The 17047-nt window shown below is 55.1% G+C and carries 14 protein-coding genes; 8 read left to right on the top strand and 6 right to left on the bottom strand.

Going from position 1 to position 17047, the window contains the following annotated elements:
- Window positions 1-98: 98 nt before the first annotated feature.
- Together Q3O06_RS06870 and gap are read left to right on the top strand one after the other, a co-directional pair.
- Window positions 99-938, top strand: coding sequence for an RnfABCDGE type electron transport complex subunit B (locus Q3O06_RS06870; RefSeq protein ID WP_301818212.1), 840 nt, complete (start codon window positions 99-101; stop codon window positions 936-938).
- 200 nt (window positions 939-1138) lie between these two features.
- The gene (gene gap, locus Q3O06_RS06875; RefSeq protein WP_301818213.1) at window positions 1139-2170 is read left to right on the top strand and encodes a type I glyceraldehyde-3-phosphate dehydrogenase; all 1032 of its coding nucleotides are present in this window, start codon (window positions 1139-1141) and stop codon (window positions 2168-2170) included.
- A gap of 248 nt (window positions 2171-2418) precedes the next feature.
- Here the strand turns inward: gap and aat are convergent, their stop codons facing one another.
- Entirely contained in the window at window positions 2419-3144 is a 726-nt protein-coding gene (gene aat, locus Q3O06_RS06885) for a leucyl/phenylalanyl-tRNA--protein transferase (protein ID WP_301818214.1), read from the bottom strand.
- A 71-nt stretch (window positions 3145-3215) separates the two neighbouring features.
- Entirely contained in the window at window positions 3216-3650 is a 435-nt protein-coding gene (fur, locus tag Q3O06_RS06890) for a ferric iron uptake transcriptional regulator (protein ID WP_036469811.1), read from the bottom strand.
- A gap of 218 nt (window positions 3651-3868) precedes the next feature.
- On the opposite strand from fur, the gene Q3O06_RS06895 reads away from it, so the two are divergent.
- On the top strand, window positions 3869-4246 hold the full coding sequence (locus tag Q3O06_RS06895) for an outer membrane protein assembly factor BamE (RefSeq protein ID WP_301818215.1): 378 nt from the start codon (window positions 3869-3871) through the stop codon (window positions 4244-4246).
- 9 nt (window positions 4247-4255) lie between these two features.
- Entirely contained in the window at window positions 4256-5065 is an 810-nt protein-coding gene (gene dapB, locus Q3O06_RS06900; RefSeq protein WP_301818216.1) for a 4-hydroxy-tetrahydrodipicolinate reductase, read from the top strand.
- 112 nt (window positions 5066-5177) lie between these two features.
- On the opposite strand, the gene Q3O06_RS06905 is transcribed toward dapB, so the two are convergent.
- Window positions 5178-5588 carry a hypothetical protein gene (locus Q3O06_RS06905; protein ID WP_301818217.1) on the bottom strand — a complete coding sequence of 137 codons (411 nt, stop codon included), beginning with the start codon at window positions 5586-5588 and terminating at the stop codon, window positions 5178-5180.
- A gap of 222 nt (window positions 5589-5810) precedes the next feature.
- Between Q3O06_RS06905 and Q3O06_RS06910 the strand changes: the two genes are divergently transcribed.
- Complete coding sequence (locus Q3O06_RS06910; protein WP_301818218.1) at window positions 5811-6200, top strand: DUF596 domain-containing protein; 390 nt, start codon at window positions 5811-5813, stop codon at window positions 6198-6200.
- A 201-nt stretch (window positions 6201-6401) separates the two neighbouring features.
- Here the strand turns inward: Q3O06_RS06910 and lpxB are convergent, their stop codons facing one another.
- Both lpxB and Q3O06_RS06920 read right to left on the bottom strand, forming a co-directional pair.
- Entirely contained in the window at window positions 6402-7556 is a 1155-nt protein-coding gene (gene lpxB / locus Q3O06_RS06915; protein WP_301818219.1) for a lipid-A-disaccharide synthase, read from the bottom strand.
- 59 nt (window positions 7557-7615) lie between these two features.
- Window positions 7616-8608, bottom strand: coding sequence for an RluA family pseudouridine synthase (locus Q3O06_RS06920; protein ID WP_301818220.1), 993 nt, complete (start codon window positions 8606-8608; stop codon window positions 7616-7618).
- A gap of 492 nt (window positions 8609-9100) precedes the next feature.
- Between Q3O06_RS06920 and Q3O06_RS06925 the strand changes: the two genes are divergently transcribed.
- Entirely contained in the window at window positions 9101-11860 is a 2760-nt protein-coding gene (locus Q3O06_RS06925; protein ID WP_301818221.1) for an Rne/Rng family ribonuclease, read from the top strand.
- 258 nt (window positions 11861-12118) lie between these two features.
- Here the strand turns inward: Q3O06_RS06925 and pdxA are convergent, their stop codons facing one another.
- Window positions 12119-13111, bottom strand: coding sequence for a 4-hydroxythreonine-4-phosphate dehydrogenase PdxA (gene pdxA / locus Q3O06_RS06930; protein ID WP_301818222.1), 993 nt, complete (start codon window positions 13109-13111; stop codon window positions 12119-12121).
- Window positions 13112-13269: 158 nt separating this feature from the next.
- Between pdxA and Q3O06_RS06935 the strand changes: the two genes are divergently transcribed.
- Window positions 13270-14697, top strand: coding sequence for an alanine/glycine:cation symporter family protein (locus Q3O06_RS06935; protein WP_301818223.1), 1428 nt, complete (start codon window positions 13270-13272; stop codon window positions 14695-14697).
- A 390-nt stretch (window positions 14698-15087) separates the two neighbouring features.
- Window positions 15088-16983, top strand: a complete 1896-nt coding sequence (gene mnmG, locus Q3O06_RS06940) for a tRNA uridine-5-carboxymethylaminomethyl(34) synthesis enzyme MnmG (protein ID WP_301818250.1) — start codon at window positions 15088-15090, stop codon at window positions 16981-16983.
- The last annotated feature ends 64 nt before the right edge of the window (window positions 16984-17047 follow it).

Below are 17047 nucleotides of genomic sequence, written 5' to 3' on the forward strand. Positions count from 1 at the left end.
GCCGCCGCATTATAACAAAACACTACACATCGTCCGAAACAGTTGCGGCATACAATTCTGCTAAAATACGCCCTTTCGATTTTGAGCCGCACACCGACATGACCGCCACAGCCGCCGCCATAGACCGCCTGCTTCCCCAAACCCAATGCCGCGAATGCGGCTACGACGGCTGCCTGCCCTACGCACAGGCAGTCGCAACAGGCGAAGCGTACAACCTCTGCGCCCCGGGCGGTGAGACCGTCGTCCGCGACCTTGCCGCCCTGCTCGTCAAACCCCTTGTCGCACCCGCCAAAACCCAAGCCAAAGCACTCGCCCGGATAGACGAAACCGCCTGCATCGGCTGCACCGCCTGCATCCGCGCCTGCCCTGCCGATGCCATTATGGGCGCGGGCAAACTTATGCACACCGTCATCGCCGACGAATGCACCGGCTGCGGACTCTGCGTCGCCCCCTGCCCCGTGGACTGCATCCATATGCAGCCCGTTGCCGACACCGTCCTGCCGCGAGCGCGCCGTTTCAGCCTGTCCGCCGACAGCCGTTTTGCCGCCGCCGAACACGCGCGTGCGCGCTACCTCAAACGCAACGAACGCAAACAGCGCGAAGCCGACGAACGCAAAGCCATGCTTGCCGAACGCGAAGCCGCCGTCCGCAACGCGCGTCCGCAAACGCCCGACACACCGGAAAAACCGTCGTTCAACCCCGCCGACCTCATCGCCAAAGCCATGGCAAAAGCGCAAACCCAACAAGAACGCCTCGTTGCCGCCGACAACCGCCAAGGCTATCAGGCGAAACAGATAGCCGAAGCCCGCGAACGCGCCGAGTTGCGCCGCGCCCAACGCGATATGAAATACGGCAGCGACAGCGAAAAAGCCGCCGCCCTCGAATACCTCAAACAATACAAAGCCAAACAGGAAACCGCACAAAACACCGCCTCCTGACCCTTCCCCGAAATGCCGTCTGAAAACCGTTTCAGACGGCATTTTATCAAACTCTCCGTCCGCCGCACCCGTGCCGTCCGCACCTTACCGCCCACCCTTCCGGCCGCGCCGTTTTCAATAAAATATTAATTACACGCCACTACAAATTTGCTATAATCCGCCCCGAAAATCTACCCAACCCCTCAACAAAGGAACAAACCATGGGCATTAAAGTCGCCATCAACGGCTACGGACGCATCGGCCGCCAGGTTTTGCGCGCCATCTACGACTATAAAATCCAAGACCAGCTCCAAATCGTCGCCGTCAACGCCAGCGGCAGCCTTGAAACCAACGCCCACCTCACCAAATTCGACACCGTGCACGGCCGCTTTGACGCCGAAGTATCCCATGACGGCAGCCACCTCATCATCAACGGCGACAAAATTCCCTACTTTTCCACCCGAAATCCCGCCGAACTGCCGTGGAAAGAACTCGGCGTAGATTTGGTCATGGAATGTACCGGCGCGTTTACCAGCAAAGAAAAAGCCAAAATACATCTGGAAAGCGGCGCGAAAAAAGTTCTCATTTCCGCACCGGGCGGCGATGATATCGATGCGACCGTCGTTTACGGCGTAAACGACGGCATCCTGACCGACGACATGACCGTCGTTTCCAACGCCTCCTGCACCACCAACTGCCTCGCCCCCGTCGCCAAAGTATTGAGCGCAAGCGTCGGCATCGTCAAAGGCGCGATGACGACCATCCATGCCCTGACCAACGACCAGACCGTAACCGACGTGCGCCACAAAGACCTCCGCCGGGCACGCAGCGGCATAGAGAACATGATTCCGACCAAAACCGGCGCGGCAAAAGCCGTCGGACTGGTACTGCCCGAATTGAAAGGCAAACTCGACGGGCTTGCCATCCGCGTACCGACCGTCAACGTTTCCCTGGTCGATTTAAGCTTCCAGGCCGGACGCGACACGACAGCCGAAGAAATCAACGCACTGCTGAAAGCCGCCTCCGAAGAAGGCGAGCTCAAAGGTGTTTTGGGCTACAACACCCTGCCGCTTGTTTCCATGGACTTCAACCACACCACCGAAGCCAGCCACTTCGATGCCACACTGACCAAAGTCGTTGACGGCAACATGGTCAAAGTCTTCGCATGGTATGACAACGAATGGGGATTCAGCTGTCAAATGCTGAACACTGCACGCCGCATGTTCGGACTCGAAGTACGCCCGCTCAAATAAGCAATAACCCGTCAAACAAAATGCCGTCTGAAACCCGATGTTTTCAAGTTTCAGACGGCATTTTTCACCGTGATTTTACCCGGCTGTCGTCATTTCCAATTTTATAGTGGATTAAATTTAAATCAGGACAAGGCGACGAAGCCGCAGACAGTACAAATAGTACGGCAAGGCGAGGCAACGCCGTACTGGTTTAAATTTAATCCACTATAATCCACCATATTTGAACCTGACCGAAGCATAAGCCGCCATCAAAGCCCCCTGCACGCCACTTCGCGCCGCCCGATTTCCTCTTTCAACGGCACGGCGTTCAACATCCGCAGACGTTCGGCAAAATCCGCAAACGGCAGCAGCTCCGAACCGAAACGGCGCATATGTTCCGTGTCCTGCTGGCAGTCTATCAGTCCCACGCCCAAATCCGCCAAAAACGGCACGGCGCAGGCAAACGCGATTTTCGACGCATCCGGCTGCAACGCAAACATCGATTCGCCGTAAAACACCCTGCCGATCTGAACGCCGTAAAACCCGCCCGCCAACCTCGTTTTACCGTTTTCATCGGGATAATGGCACTCGAACGAATGCGCGTGTCCCATTTCGTGCAGCTTCAAATATGCCGTCTGAAACTCGGGCGCAATCCAAGTTCCGTCCTGATTCGGGCGCGCCGCTGCCGCACAATGCGCGACCACTTCCGCAAAACAGCCGTTTGCCGTCACCCTATATGCCCTGTTGCGCAGCGTTTTCGCCAGCGAGCGCGGAATATGCAGCCTGTCGGGAAACACCACCGCACGGGACCCAATCGCATACCAAAAAAACCACCCGTCCCGAGAAAACCACGGAAACACGCCGTTCCGATACGCCTCAAGCAGTCTCCCCGCATCCAAATCCCTGCTCACACCGACCAGCCCTTCGTACTCCGACAATGCACGGACAGGATCGGGGAACGCATAATCTCCGGGCGCAAGCAACGGAATACTCATATCAGTCCTCCATAAAACACAGACGGCATTCGAAATGACGAATGCCGTCTGAAAAAACAAACCGTCCGGATTTAACGTTTGCCCTTAGTCTGGCAACCGCTGCACACACCGTACATATACAGCGCGTGATCGACGATGCGGTAGCCGTTTTCTTCCGCGATTTTGTCTTGCAGGGCTTCGATTTCGGGATTGTGGAATTCCGTTACCTCGCCGCATTTCACACAGACGATATGGTCATGGTGGTCGCCCTTATCCAACTCATAAACCGCCTTGCCCGTTTCAAAATGGTGGCGTTGCAAAATACCCGCCTGCTCAAACTGGGTCAGCACGCGGTAAATCGTCGCCACACCGATTTCCACACCCTCTTCCAACAAAATACGGTACACATCCTCGGCACTCAAATGCTCTTCCGCATGAGTCTCGAACAAATCCAAAATCTTCAAACGCGGGCCGGTAACCTTCAGACCGCTGTCTTTCAGTTGTGCAATATTGTTGAATTTTTCCATAATATTCAATATCCCTGTAAAACAATAGACGCTATAATACGCAATTTCGGCCTGTTTGCCCACTATCGCACCATAGCAGTTTGCAATAGTAAAACCGCACCGGAGGCCGATGCGCGGACAGGGCGGATACCGCTCGGGCGCATGATTATCGTTTGCTTTTATAAAATATTCAAGCAGTGCTACACTAGACATCCCGATTTGCACAGAAAGGTTCTCCCGTGAACAAAACCCTCATCCTCGCCCTTTCCGCCCTGTTCAGCCTGACCGCGTGCAGCGTCGAACGCGTTTCACTGTTTCCCTCCTACAAACTCAAAATCATACAGGGCAACGAACTCGAACCGCGCGCCGTCGCCTCCCTCCGCGCCGGCATGACCAAAGACCAAGTCCTGCTACTGCTCGGCAGCCCCATGTTGCACAACGCATTCCATACCGACCGCTGGGACTATACCTTCAACACCTCCCGCAACGGCATCATCAAAGAACGCAGCAACCTGACCGTCTATTTTGAAAACGGCGTACTCGTCCGCGCCGAAGGCAACGCCCTGCAAAACGCTGCCGAAGCCCTCAAAGACCGCCAAAACACAGACAAACCATAAGGAACACACATGACACCGCTCAAAATCGCCATCGCCGGCACAAACGGCCGTATGGGACGCGTATTGGTTGAAGCCGTCAACAACCATCCCGACACCGTCCTTTCCGGCGCGCTCGAACACTCAGGCTCAGAAGCCCTCGGGCTGGACGCAGGCTACGCCATCGGACTCAAAACCGGCATCGCCATTTCAGACGACGTTGACGCCGTTCTCGCACAAAGTGACGTACTCATCGACTTCACCCGCCCCGAGCCGACCCTCAAACACTTGCAAAAATGCGTTGAAAAACAAGTTAACATCATCATCGGCACAACAGGCTTCGACGATGCGGGCAAAGCCGCCATCCAAGCCGCAGGCGAAAAAACAGGCGTTGTCTTCGCCGCCAACTTCAGCGTCGGCGTCAACCTCACCTTCCACATCCTCGACACCGTCGCACGCGTATTAAACGAAGGCTATGACATCGAAATCATCGAAGGCCACCACCGCCACAAAGTCGATGCCCCCAGCGGCACCGCGTTACGCATGGGCGAAGTCATCGCCGGCGCGCTCGGCCGCGACCTCAAACAATGCGCCGTTTACGGCCGCGAAGGTCACACCGGCCCGCGCGATCCGTCCACTATCGGCTTTGCCACCGTCCGCGCAGGCGACATCGTCGGCGACCACACCGCCCTCTTCGCCACCGACGGCGAACGCGTGGAAATCACCCACAAGGCCAGCAGCCGCATGACCTTTGCCGCCGGTGCCGTCCGCGCCGCAGTTTGGGTAAACGGCAAAACGGGTTTGTACGATATGCAGGACGTACTCGGGCTGAACAACCGTTAACCCCCATACAAAATGCCGTCTGAAAGATATTGTTCAGACGGCATTTTGCCGACAGGCTCCGTATCGGCATATCAATAAAGTTGCTTGAGCAACATGACAAGCTACGGCTCGTTTAATTGAAACTCTCCTGATCTAAAAATTCTAACTCTATTTCCCGGCAAACTATATCTATGCTAAAACCGGTCGGAAGATCATACCTACCGCCTATCAATTCCAGCGTACCTCCATAATCCAAGATTTCATCATCCTGCTTTAATTCGCCAAGCTCCAATACATTTTTGATCTTTTTATCTTGGCTCTTCGTAGCGTATCCATAGATAAATTTCAGATAGCTGAACTGCTTGAATTTAATTTTTACCCAGTCTGTGTAATTTGGTGTAGGATTTTCTTGAGGTAAATCTGGATAATCCACACAATTGACGATGATATGAAATTCATCATTTTTCAAAGTATAGTTTAATAGAGCACCTTCAAATATATACAGAAATTGATAATCTTTTCTTGGAATAGTATAAGCTGTCATATTATTTTACCTTTTCAAAAACAATGGTTTTAAGATTTTTTGAGTCCAAGTTGGTTCCACTACTCTTATGAAATTTCAGTTGTTTAAACCCTTCCTTTATTTTAAGGAATTTTTCAACTAGCCGAGAACAAACTGGAGCAAAATGGGTGATTGAGTTTAGGAATCAACCTGATTCAGTACGTGGGCAAAGATTAGAATTAAAATTTAGATAAAGGTTACGTTATGAATGTGAAGATAAAATATAATCTTTTAGAATATTGTGAATATTTAGGTGGTATTTTTGGTGTTTATAAAAATTATTTAAATATGGATATCAAAGATCCAAATTTAAAAATTAAATTTTTTGACCTTTTGGAAGAACTTTTATCAGATGGTGTTATTGAATTATGCGATTATCGTGAAAATCCTCCAAAAATATTAACCGGTTCGCCAAAAACACAGGTAGATGAATTAAGAAAAATTTGGCCGGATATGGAAGAGATGTTGCTATATTTTCCAGATAATCCTTGGTTTTATGTAGAACATTTTTGGTGGGGAGCAACTTGCCCTATTGAATTGACACAATTGCCTAAAATAGAAATTTACGAAGAACAAATGAAACAAGGTAAGTAAGCGTATTAGTATAAACTATAATCATATATAACAAAATTAATCAGTTAACAGACCATTATATTTTAACCTTAATCCCATTCGGGCCAGTTCTGTTTCATTTGGAATTCCTCTTAAAATACTTATTGTTTGATGTGCCATTAATCACAATTTCTCCCCTTTTTTGTAATACGTGCTGCTTCAGGAAGATAATCCATTAACCGCTCAACATCCCGCCTCTTCCAAAACCACGCGCGCGGCCAAATCCGCCGTATCTTTTTTCAACAGCAGGTGCAATGCCCTGAAATCCTGTTGCAGCGCGGCAACCTTATCGGGGTGTTCGTACCAGTCCGCCAACGCCGCCGCCAGTTTTTCCGGTACGGCATCATGTTGAAGCAGCTCCGGCACAGCCTCCTTACCCAACAGGATATTCGGCAGGCCGACATGCGACACTTTGATTTTGCGTTTCACATAAGCATAGGTCAGCGGCGAAATCTTGTAGCTGATGACCATCGGACGCTTGCACAGCGCCACCTCCAAAGTTGCCGTACCGCTCGTTACCAGCACCGCATCCGCCGCCCTGCACACCGTTTCAGACTGTCTGTCGGTTACCGTCAACGGCAATCCGGCAAACTCCGGCCGCTGCAAAATTTCCGCCAAACGCCGCTTCGTCGCCTCCGTTGCGGCAGGCAGCAGGAAGCGTGCGGCAGGATAGCGTTCCAACAACAATAATGCCGTCTGAAAAAACACCGGTGCCATATAGTCGATTTCGCTGACGCGGCTGCCGGGCAGCAGGGCGAATACGGGGATGCCGGCATCCACGCCCAAAGTTTTCCGCGCCGTTTCACGGTCGTCTTCCAAGGGCATAAGTTGCGCCATCGGATGACCGACAAACTCCGCCCGTCCGCCCACATCAAGATAAAGCTGCGGCTCCATCGGGAACAGGCACAGCACGCGGTTGACCTGATGCACGATTTTGCCCACGCGTTCGCGCCGCCACGCCCACACCGACGGACTGACATAATGCACGGTCGGAATGCCCGACCGTTTCAGCTTTTCCGCCACACCCAGATTAAAATCGGGCGCATCGATACCGACAAAGACATCAGGTTTCAACGACAGCAAATCCCGTACCAACCCCCTGCGTATCCGTAAAATTTCCGGCAGCCGCCTGACCACTTCGACAAAGCCGCGCACCGCCAGCCGCTCCTGATCATAAAGGCTCTCGAAACCTTCCGCCTTCATCAGTTCCCCACCGATGCCGGTAAACCGCGCCTGCGGGCAACGCTTTCGGATGGCGCGTATCAGGTGCGCCCCCAACAGGTCGCCTGATGCTTCGCCGACACTGACGGCAATCAAAGGGCTTTTTTTATCAACCATATTCGTCCCCACACTTTCACGTCCCGATGCCGTCTGAAGGCTTCAGACGGCATCGGGGTTCACATTTTCGTCCCGTTTTCCAACATCGCCGCAAACTGCGCCAAGTCCGGCGGCAGCTCCGCCTTCAACACCAGCGGCTCGCCCGTGAGCGGATGGTTCAGGTGCAGCTCGGATGCGTGCAAAAACATCCGTTTCAAACCCAACTTCTGCAAACGACGGTTCGCCTGATAATCGCCGTAGCGTTCGTCGCCCGCAATCGGACAGCCTTGAGATTGCAGATGCACGCGGATTTGGTGCGTACGACCCGTTTTCAGCGTTGCCCGCACCAAAGTCAGGTGCGACAGCCCGACACCGTGCAGGATGCCGTCTGAAAAACGGCTTAACACACGGAACACCGTGTGCGCCGACTGCCCGTCCTCGCTGACGCGCACCATCTTTTCGCCTTGTGCGCCGGTATATTTGAACAGGGGCAGTTTGACATGGAAATTGTCGTCCGGCAGTTTGCCCACGCCCAGCGCAAGGTAGATTTTTTTCGGGTGGTCGTTACGGATGGCTTCGTGAAGTTTGACGAGCGCGCTGCGTTTCTTCGCCACCATCAACAAGCCGCTCGTATCCTTGTCCAAACGGTGAACCAACTCCAAATACTTCGCCTCCGGACGGGCGCGGCGCAACTGTTCGATAACGCCGAAACTCACGCCGCTGCCGCCGTGGACGGCAACGCCGGAAGGCTTATTGACCACCAGCAGCGCGTCGTCCTCATACACCGCCTCAAACGCACGCGCCGGCACGGCGGCACGCCTTTCAGACGGCATTTCCTTCTCCGCCACGCGCACAGGCGGAATCCGCACCGTATCTCCCTCCGCAATACGGCTGTCGGGTTTGCAGCGTTTCTTGTTCAACCGCACCTCGCCGGCGCGGATAATGCGGTGGATATGGCTCTTGGGCACGCCCTTGAGGATTTTTATCAGATAGTTATCAAGGCGTTGCCCCGCCTCGTGTTCGGCAACCCCTATCAGGCTGACCGAATCTTTGCTTATTTCGTGCGTTTTCATCTATAATCCGAACATCCGTTTCAGCAAAAAGCGCGCCCGCCGCGCCCCCTGAAACGGTTTACTTTAAAACGGAATTTTATATTAAAAACGCACTCCGCAAAGCATTTTCCCTGCGCCTGTTCCCAGCCGGCAGGCGCAGAACGTAGTCAAGTTTGAATTGATTTTGCCGTTTCGGAGCGGAAGTAAGACGACAGCCGGGCCCCAAGCCCCGAACGCAAACCGCCCGAAAACACAGGCATAACGATAACAAGAAGAAGCCGGCCCCATTTTTCCGACCATACCGCTCGGAACGCGGCAGACAGACCGCCGCATCGATCTTTATTGCCTTCTTTATCCGACCCTTCCGCACACGGTTCCTCGGAACGTGCATCCCTGCGGATTTTCAACTCAAAAACTGATTACCGGTGCCATCCGAGAACATCGGAAAACCCAGCCTTACGGAATGCCGAACCGGACCGGCGCGCCCGAATGCCGCCCGTCCACGAGGTGATCATGAAAAGAATGTTATTCAACGCAACGCAGGCCGAAGAGCTGCGCGTTGCCATCGTCGACGGCCAAAACCTTTTGGACTTGGACATCGAAACGCTGGGCAAAGAACAGCGCAAAGGCAATATCTACAAAGGCATCATTACCCGCATCGAGCCGTCGCTGGAAGCGTGTTTCGTCGATTACGGAACCGACCGCCACGGCTTTTTGCCGTTTAAAGAAGTCTCCCGCTCATACTTTCAAGACTACGAAGGCGGACGCGCGCGCATCCAAGACGTGCTCAAAGAAGGCATGGAAGTCATCGTCCAAGTCGAAAAAGACGAGCGCGGCAACAAAGGCGCGGCACTGACCACCTTCATCAGCCTTGCCGGACGCTATCTGGTATTGATGCCGAACAATCCGCGCGGCGGCGGCGTATCCCGCCGTATCGAAGGCGAAGAGCGTCAAGAACTCAAAGCCGCGATGGCGGAACTCGACATTCCGAACGGCATGAGCATCATCGCCCGTACCGCCGGCATCGGCCGCAGTGCGGAAGAGTTGGAATGGGACTTGAACTACCTCAAACAACTCTGGCAGGCCATCGAGGAAGCGGGCAAAGCGCATCATGACCCCTACCTGCTCTTTATGGAAAGCTCGCTGCTGATCCGAGCCATCCGCGACTATTTCCGTCCCGACATCGGCGAGATTTTGGTGGACAATCAAGAAGTTTACGACCAAGTTGCCGAGTTCATGAGCTACGTCATGCCGGGCAATATAGGCCGTCTGAAACTCTACGAAGACCACACGCCGCTGTTTTCCCGCTTCCAAATCGAACATCAAATCGAAAGCGCGTTTTCGCGCAGCGTCAGCCTGCCTTCCGGCGGCGCGATTGTGATCGACCACACCGAAGCCCTCGTCTCCATCGATGTGAACTCCGCACGTGCCACACGCGGCGCGGACATCGAAGACACCGCCTTCAAAACCAATATGGAAGCCGCCGAAGAAGTCGCCCGCCAAATGCGTTTGCGCGACTTGGGCGGTTTGGTCGTCATCGACTTCATCGATATGGAAAACCCCAAACACCAGCGCGATGTGGAAAACGTCCTGCGCGACGCGCTCAAAAAAGACCGCGCCCGCGTGCAAATGGGCAAACTGTCCCGCTTCGGCCTTTTGGAATTGAGCCGCCAACGTTTGAAACCGGCTTTGGGCGAAAGCAGCCATGTTGCGTGTCCGCGCTGTGCCGGCACCGGTGTCATCCGCGGCATCGAATCCACCGCCCTGCACGTTTTGCGCATCATTCAAGAAGAAGCAATGAAAGACAACACCGGCGAAGTACACGCCCAAGTGCCCGTCGATGTCGCCACCTTCCTGCTGAACGAAAAACGCGCCGAGCTGTTTGCGATGGAAGAGCGTTTGGATGTCAACGTCGTCCTGATTCCAAACATCCACCTCGAAAATCCACACTACGAAATCAACCGCATCCGCACCGACGACGTAGAAGAAGACGGCGAACCGAGCTACAAGCGCGTTGCCGAGCCTGAAGAAGACGAATCCGCCAAACCGTTCGGCGGCGAAAAAGCCAAAGCCGCCCGCCCCGAACCCGCCGTCAAAGGCGTGCGCCACACCAGCCCCGCCCCGACTGCCGCCCCCGAGAAAAAAACCTCCTGGTGGGACAGCTTCAAAGCATGGCTCAAACGCATTTTCGGCGGCAGCGAAACCCAAACCGCACCCGCTGCCGAAACCTCCGAAAAACGCAGCACGGCAAACCGCAGCGGCAGCCGCGCCAACAACCGCCGCCAAAACCCGCGCCGCAGCAAACGCGAAGGCAGCAAAGTAGAAGTCCGCGAAGTGGCAGGCAAAACTGCCGGACAGGAAGCGCGTGCCGACAAAGCCGAAACGCGCAACAACGGCAACCGCCGCCGCAACGAACGCGGCGACCGTGCCGCCGAACGCGCCAACGAAGCGGAAATCCAAGACCGCAACATACAGCCTGCCGCAACCGTTGCAGATGCCGCACTGTCCGAAACCGAAGTGCAAACCGGCAAACGCCGCCGCAACGGCAGCCGCAACGAACGCGGCCAAACCGCGCTGGAAACCGCCGCCGTTGCCGAAACAGCCGTTCAGACAGCGGAAAACACGCCGTCCGAACCGCATACCGCAGAAGACAAAGGCAGCAAGCCCAAATCCGAACGCAACCGCCGCGAACGCGACAGCCGAGATGCCAAAGAACGCCGCGAGCGCAACAATCAGCGCGACCGCCGTCAAAACGGCAAAAAACGCAATATCCCGTCTGCCGCCAAAATCGAGCAGTACCTGAATATTCACGATACCGCCGACAAAGTCCGTTCCGCTGTCGCCCATGTTTTCGGGGAAACCGACGCAAACGCGCCGATTACCGTCAGCATTGCCGATCCGCTCATCGCCACACCCGTTCAGACGGCATCTTCCGCCGTTTCAAACGGCGACGCACTGGTTTATGATGCGGCGGAAAAAATCCGCCGTGCCGCCGCCGCCATCCTGCCCGAAGGCGCGGCACCGAAAGCCGCAACACAGGAAATGCCGTCTGAAACCGCAACCTTTACGGCTGCGGCGGAACAGGCACGGGAAACCGCACAAACCGGCGGACTCGTCCTGATCGAAACCGACCCTGCCGCATTGAAGGCATGGGCGGCACAACCTGAAGTCCAAGCCGGACGCGGTTTGCGCCGTTCCGAACAGCCCAAGCCGTCTGAAGCCGCAACCGTCCCTGCCGAAGAAATGATCCAAGTCGAAACCCGGCAAGGCTGAACCGACGGCGGCAAAAAGAGGTTCTGTTTCGCAGAACCTCTTTTTTACATAGATTCGGATACCTGCAATGCCGTCTGAAACTTCGCCATTCCCGTGATTACTGAAACATTCCGCCATTCCCATGATTCCCGCAACATTCCGTCATTCCCGTGAAAACGGGAATCTAGAACCCCAAACTTTCGGATAATCTTTGAATATTGCCGCCGCCCAAAGGTCTGGATTCCCGCCTGCGCGGGAATGACGGGTCTTTTATCATCTTTAAAGGCTGCCGCGCGCCATCTCGACGGCGGTCTCTACGGCAGTTATCAGGCTGCCGGAGTCCGCCCTGCCGGTTGCCGCCAAATCAAGCGCGGTGCCGTGATCGACGGAGGTGCGGATAAAGGGCAGTCCGAGCGTGATGTTCACGCCCTGTCCGAAGCTGTGGTATTTCAACACGGGCAGCCCTTGGTCGTGGTACATCGCCAATACGGCATCCGCACCTTCGAGCATAAACGGTTGGAACAAGGTATCCGCCGGATACGGGCCGGCGAGGTTTATCCCTTCGCGGCGCAGGTTTTCGAGCGCGGGGATAATGGTGTCGGTTTCTTCGTGTCCGAGGTGTCCGCCCTCGCCGGCGTGGGGGTTGAGTCCGGCGACTAGGATTTTGGGATTTTTGATGCCGAATTTGTGTTTTAAGTCGTGATGCAGAATGCGTGCGACGCTTTCAATCAGCGGTTGCGTGATGGCGGCGGCAACGTCTTTCAGCGGCAGGTGGGTCGTTACGAGGGCGACGCGCAGGCCTTTGCCGGCAAGCATCATCACGACCTGCCCCGTGCCGCTTTTTTCCGCCAGATATTCGGTGTGTCCGCTGAAAAAACCTGTGCTTGCGCGCGCGTCGTTGATGATGCCTTTGTGCAGCGGCGCGGTAACGATGCCGTCGAAAATGCCGTCTGAAATGCCTGTGAGCGCGGTGTCTAGAAGTTGCAGCACATAGGCGGCGTTGGCGGGATTGAGTTTGCCCGCCTCAACCGCTTCGGCGGTCGGGATGTGCAGCACTTCCAGCACGCCTTCTTCGGGCACGCCGCCTGATTCCGGATCAAAGTCGCGCAAGACGACGCTTTTGCCCAAGGCTTCGGCGCGCGCGCGCAATAGGTTTTTGTCGCCCAATACCGCGCAGCGGCAAGGCAGGCGTGCAAATGCCAAGTCCAAACAAATATCGGGGCCGATGCCGGCAGGCTCGCCGGAAGTAACGGCAAAAACAGGCTGTTTCATCGTGTCTGCTCCAAACAAAATGCGATTCTAACGCCGCAGGCGCGCGGCGATGTAAATTTTTCTGATTTTGTTGACAATCTGCTAGAATAGGCGTTTACAAAATTTAAAGCCTGCTTACATACCGCCATATGTGCGGGTTTCAACTTTAAGGAAGCAATATGAACGGAAACTTTACCGAATGGCTGCACGGCTGGGTCGGCGCCATCAACGATCCGATGTGGTCGTACTTGGTCTATATGCTTTTGGGCACGGGGATTTTCTTCACCGTCGCCACGGGTTTTGTCCAATTCCGCCTGCTCGGACGCAGCATCAAAGAAATGCTCGGCGGCCGCAAACGGGGGGACGACCCTCACGGCATCACGCCGTTTCAGGCATTTGTAACCGGACTCGCCAGCCGCGTGGGCGTGGGCAACATCGCGGGCGTGGCCATCGCCATCAAGCTCGGCGGGCCGGGCGCGGTGTTTTGGATGTGGGTAACCGCCTTAATCGGTATGAGTTCGGCGTTTGTCGAATCTTCGCTGGCGCAGCTCTTTAAAGTCCGCGACTACGACAACCACCATTTCCGGGGCGGTCCCGCCTACTACATCACGCAAGGCCTGGGGCAGAAATGGCTGGGCGTGTTGTTCGCCTTGAGCCTGATTTTCTGCTTCGGCTTTGTGTTTGAAGCGGTTCAGACCAATACCATCGCCGATACCGTCAAAGCGGCGTGGGGCTGGGAGCCTCATTATGTCGGCGTTGCCCTGGTGATTTTAACCGCGCCGATTATCTTCGGCGGCATCAGGCGCGTATCTAAAGCGGCGGAAATCGTCGTCCCCCTGATGGCGGTTTTGTACCTCCTGATGGCATTCTTCATCATCGTTGCCAATATTTCCCTGATTCCCGACGTATTCGGTCAGATTTTCGGCAACGCGTTTAATGTCGAAGCGGCGGGCGGCGGCTTCCTCGGCGGCCTGATTTCAACCACCATGATGATGGGCATCAAACGCGGCCTGTATTCCAATGAGGCGGGTATGGGTTCCGCGCCGAACGCCGCCGCCGCCGCCGAAGTGAAACACCCTGTTTCGCAAGGGATGATTCAAATGCTGGGCGTGTTCGTCGATACCATTATCGTCTGTTCGTGTACCGCCTTTATCGTCCTGATTTACCAACAGCCTTACGGCGATTTGAGCGGTGCGGCACTGACGCAGGCGGCGATTGTCAGCCAGGTGGGGCAATGGGGCGCAGGCTTCCTCGCCGTCATCCTGTTTATGTTTGCCTTTTCCACCGTTATCGGCAACTATGCCTATGCCGAGTCCAACGTCCAATTCATCAAAAGCCATTGGCTGATTACCGCCGTTTTCCGTATGCTGGTTTTGGCGTGGGTCTATTTCGGCGCGGTTGCCAATGTGCCTTTGGTATGGGATATGGCGGATATGGCAATGGGCATTATGGCGTGGATCAACCTCGTCGCCATCCTGCTGCTCTCGCCCTTGGCATTCATGCTGCTGCGCGATTACACCGCCAAGCTGAAAATGGGCAAAGACCCCGAGTTCAAACTTTCCGAACATCCGGGTCTGAAACGCCGCATCAAATCCGACGTTTGGTAAATCCCGCCCTTACCGGAGCCGCTTCTTCACGAAGCGGCTTTTCCCTTTCCGCGCACTGTATAGTGGATTAAATTTAAACCAGTACGGCAAGGCGAGGCAACGCCGTACTGGTTTAAATTTAATCCACTATAAAAACAGGGCGAACAAGCGTACAATCCCAACCCTTTACTTTTGAATCCATTTCGTTTTTCAGACGGCATTTATAGTGGTTTAACAAAAATCAGGACAAGGCGACGAAGCCGCAGACAGTACAAATAGTACGGAACCGATTCACTTGGTGCTTCAGCACCTTAGAGAATCGTTCTCTTTGAGCTAAGGCGAGGCAACGCCGTACCGGTTTTTGTTAATCCACTATAAATGCCGTCTGAAACACCGTCAGGCAATACACACATGACCCACATGATTTACCCCAAAACCTACGATGTCATCGTCGTCGGCGGCGGCCACGCAGGCACGGAAGCCGCGCTCGCCGCCGCCCGTATGGGCGCGCAGACGCTTTTGCTCACACACAATATCGAAACGCTCGGACAAATGTCGTGCAACCCCTCTATCGGCGGCATCGGCAAAGGACATTTGGTGCGCGAACTCGACGCGCTCGGCGGCGCGATGGCGTTGGCAACCGACAAATCAGGTATCCAATTCCGCCGCCTGAACGCCAGCAAAGGCGCGGCCGTCCGTGCCACACGCGCGCAGGCGGATCGTATTTTGTATAAAGCCGCTATCCGCGAGATGCTAGAAAACCAAGAAAACCTCGACCTTTTCCAACAAGCCGTCGAAGACGTAACACTCGACGGCGAACGCATCAGCGGCGTGATCACCGCAATGGGCATGGAGTTTAAAGCACGTGCCGTGGTGCTGACCGCCGGCACATTTTTGTCCGGCAAAATCCACATCGGTTTGGAAAACTACGAAGGCGGCCGCGCGGGCGATCCAGCCGCCAAATCGCTGGGCGGGCGTTTGCGCGAATTGAAGCTGCCGCAAGGCCGTCTGAAAACCGGCACGCCGCCGCGTATTGACGGACGCACGATTGATTTCTCCCAACTGACCGAACAGCCCGGCGACACGCCCGTTCCCGTCATGTCCGTACGCGGCAACGCCGAAATGCACCCGCGCCAAGTGTCCTGCTGGATTACGCATACCAACACGCAAACCCACGACATCATCCGCTCAGGCTTCGACCGCAGCCCGATGTTTACCGGCAAAATCGAAGGCGTGGGCCCGCGTTATTGTCCGTCTATCGAAGACAAAATCAACCGTTTCGCCGACAAAGACAGCCACCAGATTTTCCTCGAACCCGAAGGCCTGACCACGCACGAATACTATCCTAACGGTATCTCCACCAGCCTGCCGTTCGACATCCAAATCGCGCTCGTCCGCAGTATGAAAGGTTTGGAAAACGCCCATATCCTGCGCCCCGGCTACGCCATCGAATACGACTACTTCGACCCGCGCAACCTCAAAGCCAGCCTCGAAACCAAAACCATTGAGGGACTGTTTTTCGCCGGACAAATCAACGGCACCACCGGCTATGAAGAAGCCGCCGCGCAAGGCCTGCTCGCAGGCGCGAACGCCGTGCAATACGTCCGCGAACAAGACCCACTCCTGCTGCGCCGCGAACAAGCCTATCTCGGCGTATTGGTGGACGACCTCATCACCAAAGGCGTGAACGAACCCTACCGCATGTTCACCAGTCGCGCCGAATACCGATTGCAACTCAGGGAAGACAACGCCGATATGCGCCTGACCGAAGACGGCTACAAAATCGGCTTGGTGGGTGAAGAACAATGGCGTATGTTCAACGAAAAACGCGAAGCCGTCGAACGCGAAATCCAACGTTTGAAAACAACGTGGTACACGCCGCAAAAACTCGCTGAAAGCGAACAAATCCGCGTGTTCGGACAAAAACTCAGCCGCGAAGCCAACCTGCACGACCTCCTGCGCCGCCCGAACCTCAACTACGCCGCGCTGATGACGCTCGAAGGCGCGATGCCGTCTGAAAACCTCTCCGCCGAAGTTATCGAACAAGTCGAAATCCAAGTCAAATACCAAGGCTATATCGACCGCCAAAACGAAGAAATCGACAGCCGCCGCGACATTGAAACCTTAAAATTGCCCGACGGCATCGATTACGGCAAAGTCAAAGGCTTGTCGGCAGAAGTGCAGCAAAAGCTCAACCAGCACAAACCCGAAACCGTCGGGCAGGCAAGCCGCATTTCCGGCGTAACACCTGCTGCCGTCGCATTGCTGATGGTGCATTTGAAGCGCGGATTTAAAGACGCGAGATAAACACATCGGTACGATGCCGTCCGAAACACCGTTCAGACGGCATCGCGCCATCCCGACAGGAAAC

Origin of the sequence: Neisseria maigaei (assembly GCF_958267405.1) — a bacterium.
Lineage (GTDB): Bacteria > Pseudomonadota > Gammaproteobacteria > Burkholderiales > Neisseriaceae > Neisseria > Neisseria bergeri.